The organism is Mycetocola zhadangensis (assembly GCF_003668565.1).
Taxonomy (GTDB): Bacteria; Actinomycetota; Actinomycetes; order Actinomycetales; family Microbacteriaceae; genus Mycetocola_A; species Mycetocola_A zhadangensis.
Map to the genome: position 1 here is coordinate 123,476 of NZ_RCWJ01000005.1, position 17,682 is coordinate 141,157.

At 63.6% G+C, this 17,682-nt stretch carries 21 protein-coding genes; 7 read left to right on the top strand and 14 right to left on the bottom strand.

The annotated features are described in order from the left end of the window. The first annotated feature begins 7 nt into the window (after positions 1-7). The 4 genes from D9V28_RS15125 (at position 8) to D9V28_RS15140 (ending at position 3,570) form a co-directional block, all read left to right on the top strand. Positions 8-955: a dihydrodipicolinate synthase family protein gene (locus tag D9V28_RS15125; protein ID WP_121660543.1), complete on the top strand. Its 948-nt coding sequence runs from the start codon at positions 8-10 to the stop codon at positions 953-955. Positions 956-1,118: 163 nt separating this feature from the next. Then, entirely contained in the window at positions 1,119-1,823 is a 705-nt protein-coding gene (locus tag D9V28_RS15130) for an N-acetylmannosamine-6-phosphate 2-epimerase (protein WP_121660544.1), read from the top strand. Beyond that, positions 1,823-2,602, top strand: a complete 780-nt coding sequence (gene nagB, locus D9V28_RS15135) for a glucosamine-6-phosphate deaminase (protein ID WP_121660545.1) — start codon at positions 1,823-1,825, stop codon at positions 2,600-2,602. The genes D9V28_RS15130 and nagB overlap by 1 nt, the downstream gene beginning before the upstream one ends. Further along, positions 2,599-3,570, top strand: a complete 972-nt coding sequence (locus tag D9V28_RS15140; RefSeq protein ID WP_121660546.1) for a DUF4862 family protein — start codon at positions 2,599-2,601, stop codon at positions 3,568-3,570. The genes nagB and D9V28_RS15140 overlap by 4 nt, the downstream gene beginning before the upstream one ends. A gap of 138 nt (positions 3,571-3,708) precedes the next feature. On the opposite strand, the gene D9V28_RS15145 is transcribed toward D9V28_RS15140, so the two are convergent. Both D9V28_RS15145 and D9V28_RS15150 read right to left on the bottom strand, forming a co-directional pair. Beyond that, entirely contained in the window at positions 3,709-4,989 is a 1,281-nt protein-coding gene (locus D9V28_RS15145) for a hypothetical protein (RefSeq protein WP_147441025.1), read from the bottom strand. Between the two features lie 80 nt (positions 4,990-5,069). Further along, complete coding sequence (locus D9V28_RS15150; RefSeq protein WP_121660548.1) at positions 5,070-5,975, bottom strand: 1,4-dihydroxy-2-naphthoyl-CoA synthase; 906 nt, start codon at positions 5,973-5,975, stop codon at positions 5,070-5,072. A 44-nt stretch (positions 5,976-6,019) separates the two neighbouring features. Here D9V28_RS15150 and D9V28_RS15155 point away from each other — a divergent pair, with 44 nt between their 5' ends. Beyond that, a complete protein-coding gene (locus D9V28_RS15155; protein ID WP_121660549.1) occupies positions 6,020-7,024 on the top strand; it encodes an o-succinylbenzoate synthase in 1,005 nt (334 codons plus the stop codon). A gap of 42 nt (positions 7,025-7,066) precedes the next feature. On the opposite strand, the gene D9V28_RS15160 is transcribed toward D9V28_RS15155, so the two are convergent. The 8 genes from D9V28_RS15160 to D9V28_RS15195 all read right to left on the bottom strand — a co-directional run bounded on the left by D9V28_RS15160 (position 7,067) and on the right by D9V28_RS15195 (position 13,014). Further along, entirely contained in the window at positions 7,067-7,414 is a 348-nt protein-coding gene (locus D9V28_RS15160) for a transcriptional regulator (RefSeq protein ID WP_121660550.1), read from the bottom strand. Continuing rightward, positions 7,404-7,871 (bottom strand): hypothetical protein, encoded by a 468-nt coding sequence (locus tag D9V28_RS15165; RefSeq protein WP_121660551.1) that lies wholly within the window; start codon positions 7,869-7,871, stop codon positions 7,404-7,406. The genes D9V28_RS15160 and D9V28_RS15165 overlap by 11 nt, the downstream gene beginning before the upstream one ends. 57 nt (positions 7,872-7,928) lie before the next feature. Further along, positions 7,929-8,888 (bottom strand): c-type cytochrome biogenesis protein CcsB, encoded by a 960-nt coding sequence (gene ccsB / locus D9V28_RS15170; RefSeq protein ID WP_121660686.1) that lies wholly within the window; start codon positions 8,886-8,888, stop codon positions 7,929-7,931. 65 nt (positions 8,889-8,953) lie between these two features. Further along, positions 8,954-9,343: a DUF3054 domain-containing protein gene (locus D9V28_RS15175; RefSeq protein ID WP_121660552.1), complete on the bottom strand. Its 390-nt coding sequence runs from the start codon at positions 9,341-9,343 to the stop codon at positions 8,954-8,956. Next, positions 9,340-11,058, bottom strand: coding sequence for a cytochrome c biogenesis protein ResB (gene resB, locus D9V28_RS15180; protein ID WP_121660553.1), 1,719 nt, complete (start codon positions 11,056-11,058; stop codon positions 9,340-9,342). The genes D9V28_RS15175 and resB overlap by 4 nt, the downstream gene beginning before the upstream one ends. Beyond that, complete coding sequence (locus tag D9V28_RS15185) at positions 11,042-11,788, bottom strand: cytochrome c biogenesis CcdA family protein (RefSeq protein ID WP_121660554.1); 747 nt, start codon at positions 11,786-11,788, stop codon at positions 11,042-11,044. Before D9V28_RS15185 ends, resB begins: the two co-directional genes overlap by 17 nt. Before the next feature lie 6 nt (positions 11,789-11,794). Further along, positions 11,795-12,370 carry a TlpA family protein disulfide reductase gene (locus tag D9V28_RS15190; RefSeq protein WP_229728176.1) on the bottom strand — a complete coding sequence of 192 codons (576 nt, stop codon included), beginning with the start codon at positions 12,368-12,370 and terminating at the stop codon, positions 11,795-11,797. A gap of 8 nt (positions 12,371-12,378) precedes the next feature. Then, the gene (locus tag D9V28_RS15195; RefSeq protein ID WP_121660556.1) at positions 12,379-13,014 is read right to left on the bottom strand and encodes a histidine phosphatase family protein; all 636 of its coding nucleotides are present in this window, start codon (positions 13,012-13,014) and stop codon (positions 12,379-12,381) included. Positions 13,015-13,129: 115 nt separating this feature from the next. Between D9V28_RS15195 and aspS the strand changes: the two genes are divergently transcribed. Both aspS and D9V28_RS15205 read left to right on the top strand, forming a co-directional pair. Continuing rightward, a complete protein-coding gene (gene aspS, locus D9V28_RS15200; protein WP_121660557.1) occupies positions 13,130-14,503 on the top strand; it encodes an aspartate--tRNA(Asn) ligase in 1,374 nt (457 codons plus the stop codon). Between the two features lie 156 nt (positions 14,504-14,659). Next, entirely contained in the window at positions 14,660-15,055 is a 396-nt protein-coding gene (locus D9V28_RS15205; RefSeq protein ID WP_121660558.1) for an SHOCT domain-containing protein, read from the top strand. 66 nt (positions 15,056-15,121) lie between these two features. Here the strand turns inward: D9V28_RS15205 and D9V28_RS15210 are convergent, their stop codons facing one another. The 4 genes from D9V28_RS15210 to D9V28_RS15225 are packed head-to-tail and all read right to left on the bottom strand — an operon-like array spanning position 15,122 to position 17,633. Continuing rightward, positions 15,122-15,421, bottom strand: a complete 300-nt coding sequence (locus D9V28_RS15210) for a Dabb family protein (RefSeq protein WP_121660559.1) — start codon at positions 15,419-15,421, stop codon at positions 15,122-15,124. Beyond that, on the bottom strand, positions 15,418-15,687 hold the full coding sequence (locus D9V28_RS15215; RefSeq protein ID WP_121660560.1) for a glutaredoxin family protein: 270 nt from the start codon (positions 15,685-15,687) through the stop codon (positions 15,418-15,420). Before D9V28_RS15215 ends, D9V28_RS15210 begins: the two co-directional genes overlap by 4 nt. 17 nt (positions 15,688-15,704) lie before the next feature. Continuing rightward, positions 15,705-16,124: an SRPBCC domain-containing protein gene (locus tag D9V28_RS15220; RefSeq protein WP_121660561.1), complete on the bottom strand. Its 420-nt coding sequence runs from the start codon at positions 16,122-16,124 to the stop codon at positions 15,705-15,707. Between the two features lie 54 nt (positions 16,125-16,178). After that, positions 16,179-17,633 carry an HNH endonuclease signature motif containing protein gene (locus D9V28_RS15225; RefSeq protein WP_183086558.1) on the bottom strand — a complete coding sequence of 485 codons (1,455 nt, stop codon included), beginning with the start codon at positions 17,631-17,633 and terminating at the stop codon, positions 16,179-16,181. Between the last annotated feature and the right edge of the window lie 49 nt (positions 17,634-17,682).

Consider the following 17,682-nt stretch of genomic DNA (forward strand, 5'->3'; position numbering starts at 1 on the left):
AACACACATGACAATCTCTGCCTCCACCGCCACCGTCCGTTTTGCGGGAGTCGTTCCTCCAGTGGCAACGCCGCTGAACCAGGACGGCACCGTCGACCACGCGTCCCTGGCGCGCCTCGTCGAGTACCTGATCGGCGCGGGCTGCTCCGGCCTGTTCGCTCTCGGTTCGACCGGCGAGACCGCGTACTTCACGGACGCACAGCGCGTCGAGATCGCACGCACCATCGTCGAAACCACCGCGGGCCGCGTGCCCATCATCGGCGGCGCCATCGAACTGACTTCTGTACGCGTCATCGAAATCGCCCGCCAACTCGTTGAGGTTGGAATCGATGCGATTGTGGCGACCGCGCCGCTGTACACGCTGAACTCCCCCACCGAGATCGCCACGCACTTCCGCGCGATCGCTGCTGCCATCGACGCGCCCCTCTGGGCGTACGACGTTCCGGTCCGTGTGCACTCCAAGCTCGGCGTTGACCTGCTCATGCAGCTTGCGTCAGAGGGTGTGCTGCACGGCGTGAAGGACTCCTCCGGTGACGATGTCGGATTCCGCCGCCTCCTCGCCGCCAACGCAGCTGCCGGGCACCCGCTGCAGCTGCTCACCGGTCACGAGATGGTCGTCGACGCCATGCTTCTCGCCGGTGCAGACGGAGTTGTCCCTGGGTTCGCCAACGTTGAGGCTGAAGGATACGTGCGCCTGTACGAGGCCGCCGCCAAGGGAGACTGGGACACCGCTCGCACCGAGCAGGAGCGCATCAACCAGCTGTTCGAGGTTGTCTTCCAGCCGTCCGGTCTTTCCGGCGACGCAACAGGGGTTGGCGCTTTCAAGGCAGCAATGGCTGCGCGCGGTCTGATCGACAACGCCACTGTGGCAACTGGCGTCGAGTCCCTCGACGAGGCTGCGGTCACCAGCATCCGTGCGATCCTCGATTCGCACGGCCTCCTGTCGGCGCGATAGCCGTCGCGGCCTCTCCGGCGTTGTCGGCGAGGCAAGATTTGCCGTTGGCCCGGGCCGACGTTGATGTGATTCTCGAGCTTCCCGCCCGCGCGGTACATCCGCAGGCGGGACCGCACGGGACTACGCCTCAACGTCGGCCCTGGCCGCTTTGAAAAGGACAACCATGAGTACACTTTCCTCAGACATTTCCGACCGGCTCGCCGGGGGACTCATCGTCTCCTGCCAGGCATACCCAGGCGAGCCCATGCGCGACCCGCGCACGATGGCGCAGATCGCCCGCGCCGCTGTGATCGGCGGAGCCGTCGCCGTGCGCCTGCAAGGAATTGAGGACATTCGTGCCGCCGCCGGTCTCGATGTTCCGATCGTGGGACTGTGGAAGGACGGTGATGCCGACGTCTTCATCACGCCGACTCTCGACCATGCCCGCGCAGTCGCGGATGCTGGTGCGGATGTCGTCGCGATCGACGGAACCCGCCGGCCACGTCCCGATGGTTTGACTCTTGCGGCGACCGTTGCCGGCCTGCGCGATACGCATCCGCGCGCACTGATCATGGCCGACTGCGGGTCACTCGATGACGCTATCGCCAGTGAAGAGGCAGGCGTTGACTTCCTCGGAACAACGCTCTCGGGTTACTCGGGTGAACGAGAGAAGACGGTCGGCCCCGACATCGAACTCATTCAGCAGATAGCCAAACGCTGCACCCTGCCCGTCATTGCGGAGGGACGCATCCATTCACCGGCACATGCCGCCTCAGCCAGGCAGGCAGGAGCTCACGCGGTGTGCGTCGGTACGGCGATCACCCACCCATCAACCATCACGGGCTGGTTCGTTTCGGCTCTCGCGGATGTGTCAGGAGAGCTGGCCTGATGGAAGTCATCATCACCCGGGAAGACCAGATTGGCGAGCTCGTTGCCGAGGAGATAGCCGCGCTGATCGCGCGCAAGCCCAACGCGGTACTTGGCCTCGCGACCGGCTCGAGCCCGTTGCGGATCTACGACGCAGTGGCGGCCCGTGTCGCCAGCGGAGAGTTCTCACTCGCGCACGCCAGCGCGTTCACCCTCGATGAGTACGTGGGGCTGCCAGACGGCCACCCGTGCGGCTATCGAACGGTGATCGAGGAAGACTTCGTCTCGCGGGTGGATCTGCCCACTGAAGCCGTGCAGGGCCCCGACGGTGGCTCCTCTGACCTTGACGGGGCTTGCGCGTCATACGAGGAGGCGATTCGCAAGGCGGGCGGTGTCGATCTGCAGATTCTCGGGATCGGAACCGATGGTCACATCGCCTTCAACGAGCCAGGTTCGTCGTTCGCATCGCGGACCCGGCCAAAGACCCTGACCGCTCAGACGCGGCGGGACAACGCGCGTTTCTTCGACGGGAACATCGACGCGGTTCCCGTGCACTGTTTGACCCAGGGCCTTGGCACGATCATGGAAGCTCGTCACGTCGTTCTTGTGGCGACGGGCGAGGGCAAGGCCGAAGCCGTGAAACATCTCGTTGAAGGTGCCGTCTCTGCCTTCTGGCCAGGCACCATCCTCCAGCACCACCCTCACGTGACAGTTTTCGTCGACGATGCCGCAGCCTCGAAGCTGCAGCTGGCCGACTACTACCGTCACACGTATGCCCACCGGCACCTGGTGACCCGATGACGATCGCAGTGCAGGCGGGATCCGTCGGGCGCGAGGGGATCCTCATCAGCTCGTACGCGGCGTCACCCGCGCACAGCAGCTGGGATCCGGAACTCGAGGGTGAACTGCTCCCGGCGCTGTGCTCCCTGCCCGGTGTCGTCGGGCTTGAGGTGCCCTGGCTCGGTCGGGTGCACCCGCACGACGATGCCTGGTTCCTGCGAAATGTCCCCGCTGGCGCTCGGCTGGCTCTTACCCCTCTGCCTTACGTCATGCGGCGGTGTGCCGCAGATCCTCAGTATGGGATCGCCTCTCGGAACGCGGCTGGGCGGGCGTCCGCCCTTGAAGATATGCAACGCCTCGCCGCCGACGTCCGGATGCTCACCGAGCAGTCGGGAGCGGAGGTAGCCCTCGTCGCCCTGCACACTGCCCCATCCGCGGCAGCCGACGGAGCAGCTCTGCAGGATTCGCTGCACGAGATCGCGGGCTACGACTGGTCTGGCGCACAACTCGTCATCGAGCACTGCGACACCATCATGCCGGATCGTCCCTTTGAGAAGGGTTTTCTGCCTCTCGCGGACGAGATCGAAGCGATCAGCGCGACGAACACACCGATCGGTATGTGGTTGAACTGGGGACGCTCAATCATCGAACTGCGTGACGCGGATGCGGTGACCGCGCAGATCTCCGCTGTGGCCGACTCGGGCTACCTGACGGGTCTCACCTTCTCGGGCGCCGCTGCGAGCGACGGCCCATACGGCGCAGCCTGGCTGGATGCACACCTGCCAGTGCTCAGCGCTGACCCGGAGTCCGGCTCCCTTCTCGATGACGCTCACGTCGGAACGGCGATTTCCGCGGCGGGTGCCGTTCCGTGGCTGGGAATGAAGGTCAGTCGGCGACCCTCGGACCGTTCGGCGGCAGACGTGACCCGCACGGTGGCCAGCAACCTCGGGGTGCTCGAGCGGATGCGAGCGGCCGGCTCACGCGCCTGAACCTTCGCATCACCGCGCCACTGAGTGCCCTGATTTGAGACGAGCCTCCGGGCGCCGTGGGATTGTTGGAATTCCGCGCACCCGGAGGTTCAGTTCAGCGTGTCGCAGCCTGGCCAGGATGCCCACTCGCGGTGAACACTACTCGGTCGGCGCTGCCCCGGTCCCGCCTGTGCCCGCGTTCCCGCCCGGTTTCCCTCTACGCGGTCGTATCAGATCGCCGAGAATCAGCACGAGTGCCGCGGCCTTCCACCACATCGAACCGAAGTCCTCACCGGCCGCGAAGCTCAGTGCGACGTTCGCTCCGAGCAGGACAACCGCCGTGCCGTTGATGGCCAGGTAGACAGCGGATCGACGCTGCCGATGTCCTTCCCACTTCGTGAGCGGGCTCGCCCAAGCGGGATATTCCGTCGGACGCTGCACCTCATCGCGAACGACCTCTTTCAGCGATCCCCACAGCGTGTCCGGTTTCACGAGCTTCGCGCCCTCTGCGTCAGTGATGGACACACGCTCTGTGGCCACGTCCGCGAGCAACGAAGGCAGGCCAACCGCTCGAACCAGCCGATCAAACGACCTATCGTCGCTCGATTCGGCGCGAAGAACAACCCGGAGCTCCTGAGCCTGCGCCCCGTCCAACCGGAAATTTGTCGTCCACGGTTCGGTTTCCACCTCCGGCTCAAAGAACTGCAGATAGTCGCGAACGTGCCGCCCCTCGCCGTCCATCTCCCAGCGCTGAGAAGGATCGACCAGCCGAATCTTCTCGTCCCACCAGTGGACGACGAGCGGCTCGTCCTTCGAGTGGAACCCCGCACCCCTGCGCTCACCGGACCGGGCCAAGAAGAGGCCTCCCCTTGCCGCCCATGCCCCGCTCTCAAACACGGCTTCCGGAGACATCGATGCTTGCCCGATGATTCCGCGCCCGGCTCGGCAGATGTGGAGGCTCTCCCCCGCCCGAGCAGCCGAGACGCTCAGACCGTCGGAGTTGCCTGGCTGGTACCAGGTCAGCGTGTCAAGCGAGAAAGCGCCGCTCAGCGCTGCGCGCTCCTCCACTGTCAACGGATCTGCACCGGGTTTCTCATCCCTGGCCGCTGACCCGCCGAACAGCCCACCGTTTGCATCCACGACGGCACCGAGCTCGGCACTGAGTTCAGCCATCAGATCGACCGGCCGCACCGGTTCCCACCCGTGTTGCCCCGGCCCGAACGAAACCCAGCGCAGCGGCGACAGGTCCTCGTCCGTAAGCAGCCGCGCCATTATCGCCTGACGGCCGTTTCGCGGGGAATCCTCAAGCAGCAGGCCGGGCAGCCCTCGCCGGATCAGCGCCGCCTCCAGGCGAGACCGGAAGCTCTCGCCTGACCCGACGAGAAGAACGGGCAGCAGGTCAGTCGGCTCCACCGTCGTCGGCTTTCTTTCTGTCGACATCGGCCCATACTGTCAGCAGTGCCGCGCCAGCGGCGAACAAACTCGCCCCCAGTTACGGCGTCACGTCGCCCGTGCTCGCGCTAGTACTGCCAGGGGTACGGACCCCAGTCAGGATCACGCTTCTCCAGGAAAGAATCACGCCCTTCGACCGCCTCGTCAGTGCCATAGGCGAGGCGGGTCGCCTCTCCCGCGAAAACCTGCTGACCGACCATGCCGTCATCGACGGCGTTAAATGCAAATTTGAGCATACGGATGGCTGTGGGCGACTTGGTCAGGATGGTACGAGCCCAGTCCAAGGCCGTCGACTCCAACTCCTCGTGTGGGACCACAGCGTTCACAGCACCCATTTGGTGGGCGCGATCGGCGGAATACTCTTCGGCCAGGAAGAAGATTTCCCGAGCGAACTTCTGCCCGATCTGGCGGGCGAAGTAAGCACTTCCGTAACCGGCGTCGAAAGAGCCGACATCGGCATCCGTCTGCTTGAATTTGCCATGCTCACGGCTCGCGATCGTGAGGTCGCAAACGACATGGAGTGAGTGCCCACCGCCGGCAGCCCAGCCGGGAACAACGGCGATGACAACCTTGGGCATGAACCGAATCAGCCGTTGCACCTCGAGGATGTGCAACCGCCCACCGCGCGCAGGATCAACTCCGCCTGCCGAGTCAGTGTCGGAGTACTTGTAGCCGTCCCGACCACGAATGCGCTGGTCTCCGCCGGAGCAGAACGCCCACCCGCCGTCTTTCGGGCTCGGACCGTTGCCCGTGAGCAGAACAACCCCGATACGCGAGTTGGTTCGAGCGTCTTCGAGCACCCGATACAGCTCGTCGACGGTGTGCGGACGGAAGGCGTTGCGAACCTCGGGCCGGTTAAAGGCGACCCGAGCGACCCTGCCCGCAGTGTCGTGGTGGTAGGTCACATCTGTGAGGGAATCGAACCCGGGCACGTCGGCCCACTGGGTCTCGTCGAAGATTTCTGACACGGTCATGACTCCAGCCTAACGACGGCGAGAACCGGTGCCAGACTGGAGGTATGCGTCCAGAGCTGAACGACCTCCTCGACACGGCGCGCGTCGTCGCGCTTCCCCTCGCCACGCGGTTTCGCGGTATCGAAGAACGTGAGGCGCTCCTTTTCGAAGGCCCAAACGGCTGGAGCGAGTTCTCACCGTTTGTCGAGTACGGCGACGCGGAGAGCGCTACCTGGCTTCGCGCGGCTATCGAATTTGCGTTCGGTGACCTGCCAACTCCCCTGCGCTCGAGCATCCCGGTGAACGCCACGGTGCCGTCGGTGCACGTCGACCGCGTCGCCGGCATCCTCAAGCGATTCGACGGGTGCCGCACCGCGAAAGTGAAGGTCGCCGAGCGCGGCCAGGGGCTCGCCGAGGACGTCGCCCGTGTTCGCGCTGTCAGGGAGCTTCTCGGCCCCGAAGCCCGCATTCGCATCGACGCGAACGGTGGCTGGAACATCGATGAGGCCGAGCGCGCTATCCACGCTCTCGCGGAATATGACCTCGAGTACGTCGAGCAGCCGTGCGCCTCTGTCGGCGAGCTGGTCGAGATCCGGCGCCGCACCAAGTACATGGGTGTGCCGATTGCCGCAGATGAGAGTGTGCGCAAGGCAGCCGATCCGATTCTCGTTGCGCGGGCCGGTGCCGCAGATATCCTCGTGCTGAAAGCGCAGCCGCTTGGTGGCATCCGTCGTTCCCTTGACATCATCGAAGAGGCCGGCCTGCCGGTCGTGGTCTCGAGTGCGCTGGACACCTCGGTTGGCCTGTCGATGGGAGCGTGGCTCGCCTCGGTCATTCCTGAACTGGAATACGACTGCGGGCTGGGAACGGCGTCCCTGCTGTCCGCAGATGTAACGGATGCTCCGATGCAAGCTTCAGGGGGATCGATCGACGTGCGTCGGGTCACCCCTACCCCGCGCATGCTCGACGGCTACGCGGCATCCGCATCGCGACGCCAGTGGTGGCTTGAGCGCGTTTCGCGCTGCTACGAGGTGCTCGCCGAGGCCGATGCGTCGCCGGCCACGATGTGACTCTCGCCGAGCTGTCGCTGGCCGAACGTAGTTGCGGATTGGCTACTGTCGACCCGAGCGGTCGCTGTTACCGGCGACCCAGGCGTCAGACCCAGCCGCGATGCTCCGCAGTGCCCTGACGTGATCGTCGAATGCCTCTCGACCCGCGGCAGTGAGTCGCAGCCAGGTGATGCGCCGGGAATCAGCGCGGGCCTCTGACGCCACCTTCACGGTCTCGAGAAGACCGGCCGCTGCCAGCACTTTGAGGTGCTTCGACAGGGCAGCATCGCTGATGCCGATGGTGTCACGCACGACCGCGAAGTCGAGCTCATCCACTCCGCGCAGCATCCCGCAGATCCGCAGCCGCACTGGCTCATGCACGACGGGGTGAAAGACCCCGTCAGGCGACATCACGAAGGCGTTCCCGCAGTGAGGCCGTGATGCGGTTCACGAGTCCGGCCACGACGACGAATCCTGCCAGCGCTGAGGCGAGGACCCACCAGCTGAGTCCTGACGCCGCGAGACCGAGTGAGACGCTGAAAAAGAATAGCGAGGTCACGATGGCCGCGACGAACAACGCACCCTCGACGAATCCAAAGCGGGAGAGCTTGACGCCCGTGACGCGCCGATATTCACCTAGCAGGAGCACACTCGCCACGATGGCCGCGACTAGGACCAAGCTTCGACCGCCCTCCCCGGGAAGAATCGGCGTCGCAATGTACGCTGCGGCGATCAGTGCGAACGCCGGTGCCAACCAACGCGCCCTGTCGAGACGCTGGGCGAGGTGGTTGCGGTCGGATTCGAGCTCGTTCAAGAGTTCCGATGCGTGCGCGCGTTCGGCGCCCACCGAGTGAAAGTCGTTTTCCATAGAGGCAACTCTATGATTAACTTCCCTCAGAGGCAAGTCAGTTTGAAACGCCGGTTTCTACAGGCCCGAGTAGGCGTGCAGGCCCTTGAAGAAGAGGTTCACGACGGAGAAGTTGAACATCACGGCCGCGAAACCGATGATCGACAACCACGCCGAGCGGGAGCCGCGCCAGCCGCGGGTTGCGCGCGCGTGAATGTAGCCGGCGTAGATCACCCAGATGATGAAGGTCCACACCTCTTTGGTGTCCCAACCCCAGTAGCGGCCCCACGCGCGCTCCGCCCAGATCGCACCGGCGATCAGCGTGAAGGTCCAGAGGATGAACGCGACAATGTTCGCACGGTACGCCAGGTTCTCGAGGCGCGCAGCGGACGGCAGCGTTGCGACAAACTTCAGTTTGAGCTTCGAGAGGTCGGCTCCGATCGACTCTCGGCGGTGCTGGACCAGTTGGAGCACAGAGAGCGCGAAACCGAGAGCGAAGAGGGCGGTTCCGATGGACGCGACGAACACGTGGATGACCAGCCACGCCGACTGCAGGGCCGGCGGAAGCGGCACGATCTCGACATAGAAGTTGACGGCTGCGATCCCGAGGAACACCAGCACGAGGCCCACAATGAAAGTGCCGAGGAAACGCAGGTCGACGCGAGTGAGCACGACCAGGAAGGTGGCGATGATGAGCATGGCACCCGTCATGGCGAACTCATACATGTTGGCCCACGGCACACGCTCGGCGGCGACACCACGGGTGATGGTCGCTGTCAGGTGGAGCAGGAAGCCCAGGACGGTGAGCGCAACGGCCACTCGAAGCACAGCTGATCGCTTTGGTTGCACCTGGGGCGCGTCAGGGTCTGCCCGGGTGAGGGTCGTGACGCCGGCACGTCCCGCGGCCGCTGTCGTGTTTGCCGCAGCGCCAGCCGTCGCGCTCGCGGATGCCGTCAGTTCACTTGCGGCGCTCACCTCGGCGGAGCGCTTGGCCAGGTCGATCGCGAACGCGATGAACGCGATCGCGTAGATCGCCATGGCGGACCAGAGGGCGAGGACGGACAGTTCGTTGAGATCCACGGTTTAACAGTACCTCTCGGGGTTCACGCTGAAGGCGTGCTGGTCAGGGTGCGACGGCGGACAAGAGTGGCGATCGCGCGCCACCCGATCAGCAGAATGCCGAGCGCGATGGTCGCGACGATCACGAAGGCCAGGGCCGTTCCCTGGCCGGACAGGGTGCGGAAAAGCATGCCACCGCCTACAGTGACGATCCACAATCCGACGCCGGGCCAGAGCGGACCGAACGGCCTGCGCCAGGCAACCGTGAGAATCCAGCCGAGCGCCAGCGCCGCAAGGAACGGCCACCAGCTGGAGAGCAGCCCGGCCAGCGTTGGGTCCGCGTTGTGAGTTCCGCGGCCGATGACCACAAAGACCAGCGTCGCGACCACATCGATCGCAACCGCGGTTGCGACGGTTCGAACGCTGGCGGTCATCGTTCGAGGCCAAGCGCCGTGCCGTGGCGGTACGCGATAGCGTCGACGGCCTCCACCAGCCCCGGGTCCTCACCACGCGCCAGGCCGGCGTACTGTACGCGCACGGTTCCGTCGGGATTGTCCGTCGCCTTGATCCAGACCCGGCGTCGTGGCACGAACAGGGAGGTGAGCAGCCCGCCGAGGATCAGCATGGCGAAGAGGAACACCCAGCCCTGCGTCGGGTCACGGTGCACGTCGAACGACGCAAATCGGGGAACCGCCTGATCGAAGCTTGCGGTACTGACTGTTGCAGGTCCGTCGCCAGCCGTGGCATCCGTTGGAAGTGGTTCTGCATTCGGGTTTGCGTTTTCGAAGGTGATGCTGCCGTACCCGCCGGGGAGTTGCTGGCTCTGCCCAGGCATCAGCTCGATCGAATCGACGCCGGTGTCGCCACCGGTGAGCTGGGTCATGTCGTCTGTGTTGAGCTCGTAGACCGACTTCGGTGCTCCATCGTCGATGCCGAGATCGCCCTTGTACACGTTGAGGGTGAGCACAGGGAAAACCAGGTCGGGGTAGGTGGAGGTGTACGCACCGTTGTCGAGGAGCTGGGCCGTCGGGTAGAAGAAGCCGATCATGCCGAGCTGCTCTTCCAACCCGTCGGGGATCTTCACGACGCCGAGCGATGTGAGGTTCGCGTCCTGCGGGAGGAACGGCACAGAGTCGGTGAAGACCACGGTTCCGTCGGAGTCCCGCACGGTGATCGTTGGTGCGTATCCGTTTCCGAGGAGGTACACGTCTGTGCCCTCGTATCGAAGGGGATCGTTCACCTTGACGGTGCGTTCAGCGAGCTCGCCACCAGGCGTTTGGGTTGTGACGTATGCCGTGAAGTCGATCGGCTGGCCGTAAGCATCGAGGTTCGTCTGCTCGTACTTCACGTCGAATCGGTCGAGCGACAGCGAGTACGGCGCGAGGTCGTCCGGGTTGTAGAAACGCCCGGGATTGAAGGAGTTGTAGTCGAGCAGGGTGTTGACGAAAGTCTGCCCTTCGACAACGACACGTTGCCCGGCGTAGCCGAGGCCACCGCCGACCGCGACGGTGACGAGCATTCCAACCAGTGCGGAGTGGAAAACGAGGTTTCCAGTTTCGCGCAGGTACCCGCGTTCGGCCGAAATCGAGATGTCGCCGTTTTTGCCCTGGTAGAGCTCGGTGCGGTAGCGGGACTTCTTGAGGAGCGATTGTGCTGCATCGATGGCGGCTCCGGCATCACCGCCCTCGAGCGTCTGCTCGGTGTGCGCCGGGAGCCGTTCGAGCCGGGCTGGTGTGCGCGGCGGACGAGCGCGCATGGCATCGAAGTGGTGCTTGGTGCGCGGAATCACGCAGCCGATCAGCGAGATGAAGAGCAGAAGGTAGATGCTCGAGAACCAGACGGAGCCGTAAACGTCGAACATCTGGATGTTGTCGAGGACCGGCGCGAGCTTGGGGTTGTCGCTGAAGTACTGGATGACACCGTTGGGATCGGAGCTGCGCTGCGGCACGAGTGATCCGGGCACCGCGGCAATAGCAAGCAGAAGCAGCAAGAGCAGCGCGGTGCGCATGCTGGTCAGCTGGCGCCAGATGAACCGGAGGGTTCCGGCGAAGCCGAGCTTGGGCTGCTGAATGTTCGAGTTCTCAGCGTCGGGGCGCTGCCGGTCGCTTTCGGGGGCTCCTGCGTCGACGTAGTCAGATGGCCGGGACAAATCCGCTGATCACCACCCCGAGCTTTGACATGAGAACTCCCCATATCCCGGTGACCATGAGCGCGCCGATGATTACGAGCAGGATGCCGCCTCCGATATTGATTGCGCGAATATGCCGTTTCAAGAATGCGACGGATCCAGTGACCCAGTTGAGGCCGGCGGCCACGAGCAGGAAGGGAATTCCGAGCCCGAGACAGTAGAACAGGGCCAGGATGGCACCGCGACCGGTCGAACCGGTTTCAAAGCTCAGCGCGTTGATAGCGATGAGCGTTGGGCCGAGGCACGGGGTCCACCCGACGGCGAAAACGATGCCGAGGATCGGCGCTCCCGCAAGGCCAGTTGCCGGTCGGAAGTTTGACTTCACCGTGCGCTGCAGGAAGGAGAGCTGGCCGATGAAGACCAGGCCCATGACGATGACCACGACCCCGAGCACCCTCGTGATGATGTCTTCCCACCGCACAACAAAAGCGCCGACGGTGCCGGCGAACGCTCCGATGAGCACGAACACGAGCGAGAAACCGAGTACGAACAACACAGCACCGAGCATCACCCTTGACCGTGCCGGAGCGGTTTTTCCCCTGGCACCGTTCGACATTCCACTGACATAGCCGAGGTACCCGGGAACAAGAGGGAGCACACACGGAGACGCGAATGACACAAGACCGGCAAGCAACGCGATGGGCACGGCCGCAAGCAGTTGGCCGTTGAAGATGATTTCGCCGGGGTTCACGAGAGGTTACTCAGCGATCGTGTCGCGGATGAGAGTGCCGAGAATCGACGCTTCTTTCACCTGGCCGAGGATGCGCGCAGCAACGCGGCCTTCCTTGTCGAGCACGAGCGTGGTTGGAACAGCCTTCGGCGGCACGCTTCCGGTAAACGCGAGCTTCACAGCTCCGTCCTGCACGTCCATGATCGACGGGTATGTGATGCCGTAGGTGTCGTTGAACGACTGCGCGGTGTCTGCCTGGTCGTAGACGTTGACGCCGATGAACTGCGCGTTCTGGCCCTCATATTCGACACTCAGCTCCTGAAGCAGCGGTGCTTCCGCACGACACGGTGCGCACGCGGCGTACCAGAAGTTGACGACGAGAACGTCGCCAGCGAAGTCCTCGGACGAGACCTCTTCGCCGGTGTCGGCGATGCCAGCAAAGCTGATCGATTCGCCCCGCTCGCTCTCGGCAATCTCGGTGACGCTGCCGTCGCCCGCGATGTATCCCTTGTTGCTGCCCTCTTTGTATTGCTCAGCCAACGGATCGCTGGAACACCCGGTCAACAGTAAAGCCGTGGCGATCATGGCCGCGACCGCAGGCATCCGTCGTCTCATACCGCACCCACGTCCGTCGCATCCGATGCCAGAGCAGCTGCCGGGTCTGTGTAGCCCACCTCAACAAACACACCGTCGCGACGCTCAAGCGTCGTGATGCTCGAGAGCGCACAGCGGCGGTGGCGAGGGTCGTGCGGAAGCGCGGTTCCGGTCAGGGAGGAGTGCACCATCCAGATCGGCAACTGGTGACTCACGAGCACAACATCACCACTCTCGGTCGTTTCCCACGCGTCGCGGACAGCGTCGAGCATGCGGGCGACGATCGACACGTATGGCTCGCCCCAACTGGGCCTCTGCGGGTTGCGAAGCGCCGGCCAGTTCAGCGGGTTGCGCAGCGCAACACGCATAATCTTTCCCTCAAAGTGATTGGTGGGCTCGATGATGCGCTCGTCAGTTGCGATGTCGAGGCTGAACCGCTCGGACACCGGGGCCGCTGATTCCTGCGCACGCTGAAGAGGGGATGCCACGAGGCGCGTGATCTCTCGATCTCGCGCTGCGAGGTCATCAGCTGCTGCGGCTGCCATGCGGGCGCCCAGTTCGGAGAGTCGGAAACCAGGGAGTCGACCATAGAGGACTCGTGAAGGATTGTGCACTTCGCCATGACGGACGAGGTGTATCTGGCTGGCTACCACACGTCCCAGTCTACGTTCGGTAGAACTCCGAAAACGCCGAGAGCCGGGGAGCCGCTTCGTTCCCGATGTTCAGCTGTTTCCGAACGGGCGGGATGGGAGCACCCGGGGTCAGGAGATGCGCAGCGGGACGCGGGTAAGCTTGTCCCTCGTGACCACACGCGTATTGATCAAGAATTTGGCTGACCTTCCCGAGGGTCCCGTCTCCGTCTCCGGATGGGTCGAGACTGTCCGTGACCAGAAGAAGGTGCAGTTCATCGTCGTGCGCGACGAGTCCGGCGCTGCGCAGCTGGTCAATCCAGCCACCAGGGAGCTGAACCCGGAAGATGAGGCATCGGCCTCAAAGCTCGCCATTACCGAGTCAATCTCGGCCTTGGCGCACGGTTCGTTCATTACCGTGACCGGCACCCTGAAGCACGACGAGCGCGTCAAGCTCGGTGGACTAGAGATCAAGCTCGAGTCGCTCGAGGTCGTCGGCGAGGCACTGCCCGAGACGCCCATCGCCGCGGATTCCAGCCTGGACAAGCGCATGGACTGGCGCTTCCTCGACCTGCGCAACCCCAAGCAGAACCTGATCTTCCGCATCCAGACCACGTTCGAGCACGCGCTGCGCACCTACTGGATCGACAACGACTTCATCGAGATTCACACCCCGAAGCTGATGGCCTCGGCAAGTGAGTCGCGCGCCGAACTCTTCGAGGTCGATTACTTCGACACGAAGGCGTACCTGGCGCAGAGCCCGCAGTTCTTCAAGCAGATGGCCCAGCCGGCCGGCTTTGGCAAGGTCTTCGAAGTCGGACCCGCTTTCCGCGCCGACCCGTCGTTCACGTCCCGTCACGCCACCGAGTTCACCTCGATCGACTCAGAGGTCAGCTGGATCGATTCGCACGAAGACGTCATGAAGCTGCACGAAGACCTGATCGTCGCCGGCTTCAGCGCGGTCAAGGAGAAGCACGGGGAGGAGATTAAGGCCCTGTTCGATCTCGACGTCGTTGTGCCTTCGACTCCGTTCCCCCGTATTCCTCTCGCCGAAGCCAAGCAGATCGTCGCCGACCGCGGCTACGAGGTTCCGCGTGCCGATGACGACATGGACCCTGAGGGTGAGCGCCAGATCGCTGCATACGTAGCCGAGAAGTTCGGGCACGAGTTCGTGTTCCTGACGGACTACGCATCCAGCATCCGCCCGTTCTACCACATGCGCCACGAGGGCGATGGGTCGATCACCAAGAGCTACGACCTCATCTTCAACGGTGTGGAGATCTCGACAGGAGCCCAACGCGAACACCGCGTTGACGTTCTCATTGAGCAGGCGAAGGAAAAAGGCCTCGATCCTGAGGAACTCGAGTTCTACCTCGACTTCTTCCGCTACGGTGTGCCGCCGCACGGTGGATTCGGAATGGGGCTCGCTCGCGTCCTGATGCTCATGCTGCACGAGACATCGATCCGCGAGGTCACCTACCTCTTCCGCGGCCCAACCCGCCTGCTGCCGTAGGGTTTCGACACTTTCGATATCACCAGAGTCACTGGTTCCCGCAGGGCCGCTTTGCGGATTCCTGATTGAACTAGTGACTTTGGTGTATCTCCGGCAATAGGATTCGGCCAGACGGCCGCGCTGCCGAGCTCGACCGCATCGGGAAAGGGAACCGCTGTGGACTTCATTCGGAACATCTGGGACCTGTTGTGGGTCTTCTTCTGGGGTTTCGCGTTCATCGCGTACCTCGTCGCCCTTTTCTCGATCATCGCAGACATCTTCCGCGACCGGCACCTCAATGGCTGGTTGAAGGCGATCTGGCTCATCTTCCTGGTGTTTTTGCCGTTTCTCACAGCCCTCGTCTACTTGATAGCGCGGGGTCGAGGAATGGCTGAGCGATCTTTGGAGCGAGCGCAGAGCGCACAAGTCGCAACTGACGCTTATATCCGTGAAGCGGCAGGTAAGACGTCGCCGAGCGATGAGATTGCGACAGCGAAGTCACTTTTGGACTCAGGCGCGATCTCGCAGCCCGAGTACGAGACTTTGAAGGCCAAGGCACTGGCGCGAGCATAGCCCGCAATCAGGGGCGGCTGCGGGGTCTGAGAACTCGGGGTCTGAGAACTCGGGGTCTGAGAACTCTCAGACCTCGAAGTCGACGGCGACCCGATCTGAGCGAACTTCGCCGATAAACTTTCCGACCCTCTGGTGTTCGGGGTGCGCCGCATAGCGTTCAAGCGCGGCGGCATCCTCGAAGTCAGCGATCAGGACCAGGTCCCAGTTAACCTCGGAGTACAGCGCGTTGGTTCCCACCTCAAGGGAGAGAATCTCCGGGATGAGAGCGGGCAGCTCCGCCATTTCCCTTGAGATGCGGGCGGCATGTTCAGCTTTGACGGCTTCATCCGTTGCGGAAAGCTTCCAGCAGACAATGTGACGAATCATGAGAGCTCCAAAAGTGCTGATGTCAGGCGAGTCGGGTCGATGCGCCAGTAGTTGTGGACACGTCCGTTGATCAGGAGAACGGGAATCTCTTCGGCATATCGCTCGTGCAGCTCGGCGTCGTCGAGGATCGACACCTCGTCAAGGGTGACTTCGGGCGCATCGGCACTCGTGCTGATATCAGCCATCACACGGGCAACCACGGCTCGGGCGTCATCGCAGAGATGACAGCCCGGTTTGGAAATGAGGGTGAGGGATGCCGTTGCCACAGTTCCAGCCTAATCGGCTAGCCGAAGTGAGCGACGAGAGAGTCGCTGACGTTGTGCCAGTGTCCAAGCATCATTCGACGTTCGTCGCGGTCCGCGAGCTCTTCCTGGCGGAACTCGATCGTCGCCCCCGCACCGGCGGGCGCGTTGGCTACAGTCACCTGAAGCGTGGTCTCGTGCGGCCAGTCTTCCGGCTGCCACGTCATTCGAACCTGCTTGCCGTTTGTGAATGAGCGGATCGTTCCCCTCACTCCATCATTCGTCCGGTAACGGACGCCCTTCTTCGAAGGCAGAGACTCAATTTCGCCGAGCCACATCGGAAGTCCGTCACCGAGAAGGAACTTCCACACCGCGTCGGGAGAGGCGGCTACCGTCTTGCGTACGCCCACGTCCCAGCCTGCGTCGTTCTTCTGGGCGGGGGTGCTGCGCGATTCACTCATGAGGTCAAGAGTACGCGTCCGGCGATGTCCCAATCTCTCCTGGGCGCTCGGTCTCTACTGGAAGTAGGGTTTGCGGCGGAGCCATGCGGCGATGGTGACCTTGGGTTTCCTGTTGACCATCTCGACGGTGAACGCACCGGTTTGGATCGCGCGGTGGTGGTACCAACAGAACAGTGCCCCGTTGTCGATATGTGTGGGGCCGCCCTCGCTGTACTCGATGACGTGATGCGCTTCACAACCGGTGGCCGGGATCTGGCAGTCGGGCATGGAGCAAGTCGGGCCGTCCCTGGCGATCATGCCCATGCGCTGGGTGCGGTTGAAACCTCGCTGGGTGTTACCGAGGGCAACGATCGCGCCATCGGGGTCCAAAAATATCGGGACGATATCGGCGTCGGAGAGGATTTGTTTGATGGTGGAATACGCCACCGGGGTGTTGATGCCGACAATCTGTCCGGTGCCCTTCTGCCGTTCCAGAACATCAGCGGTCACGGACACCACAACGGTGGGCGATGCTCCGGTCACGGTAGGGACGTCGTCGGAGCGGGCGAGAGCGTCGATCATCGCCGCGAACACGTCCGCTCGCTTCTGCCCGGCCGTGCGACGGTCCCGCGACTGGACCTCTTCGCCCTCATCCACGGCACCCTCAACGGCGGGACCTGCCGGGTCGGCGCCGTCGACTGCGGGACTTGCATGGCCGGTGTCCGTGTCGGTGGGCAGGTAACGGTCGTCGGTTCGGGGGCTGAGGATCGCGTCGAGTAGGGCGTGTAGTTTGCCTCCGACGTCGACGGTGACCTGGCCGCCGAACTTCACGAGTCCGTCGGGGGTGGTGGTGCGGGAGATCCAGAAGTCGCGTTTTTGGAATGCTTTCTCGGTGCGGGGTTCGATGCCGTCTTCGTCGAGCCGTTCTCGCCACTGCCGTGCTTGTATCGCGATCAGGTCCGCTGAGAGTGGGAGTCCGTCACGCCATCCTGCGCCGGTGGCCTGTTCCACGAGCGCGGTTTCCGCGATCGCGAGGTGCTCCACCTCGGCTCGGGGTGCGGCGAGAGAGAGTTCACGGGTGATGTTCTCCGCAGCGTCCACTCCGATCAAACCCTCATGCAACGCTTTGCTGACGGCCGGGAACAGGGGCGGCAGCGGCAGTCCGGCGTCGCTGACGCGTTGGGTGGTGCGTTGCCCGACCCGGATCAACCGGCCCGCTGTCGCTGACGACAGCCCGGTGATCACCTCGATCAACTGCGACGGACGCTGATAGGTGTGCTTCGCGGCAAGGCCCTCCCCACCCCGGACCGGGTCGGACCGCACCGCCACTTCCGCGCTCATCGCCGCGAGCGCGGCTTCACTGCCGCGCAGCACATGAGCAACCTGACTCATCTGCGTCAACAACTGGTCCCCGCTCAACCGGTCCAGATGATCCAAATCCAGAACAGTGAGCACATCACCGACGTGCTGCAACAGGCTGGTGAGCGCAGCCTCTCCCTCCGACCCTAAGGCCGGGAGAAGATCACTCACCGCGAGAGTCATAACACCCGGTCACCACCGAACACCGAACCCGCAGCAC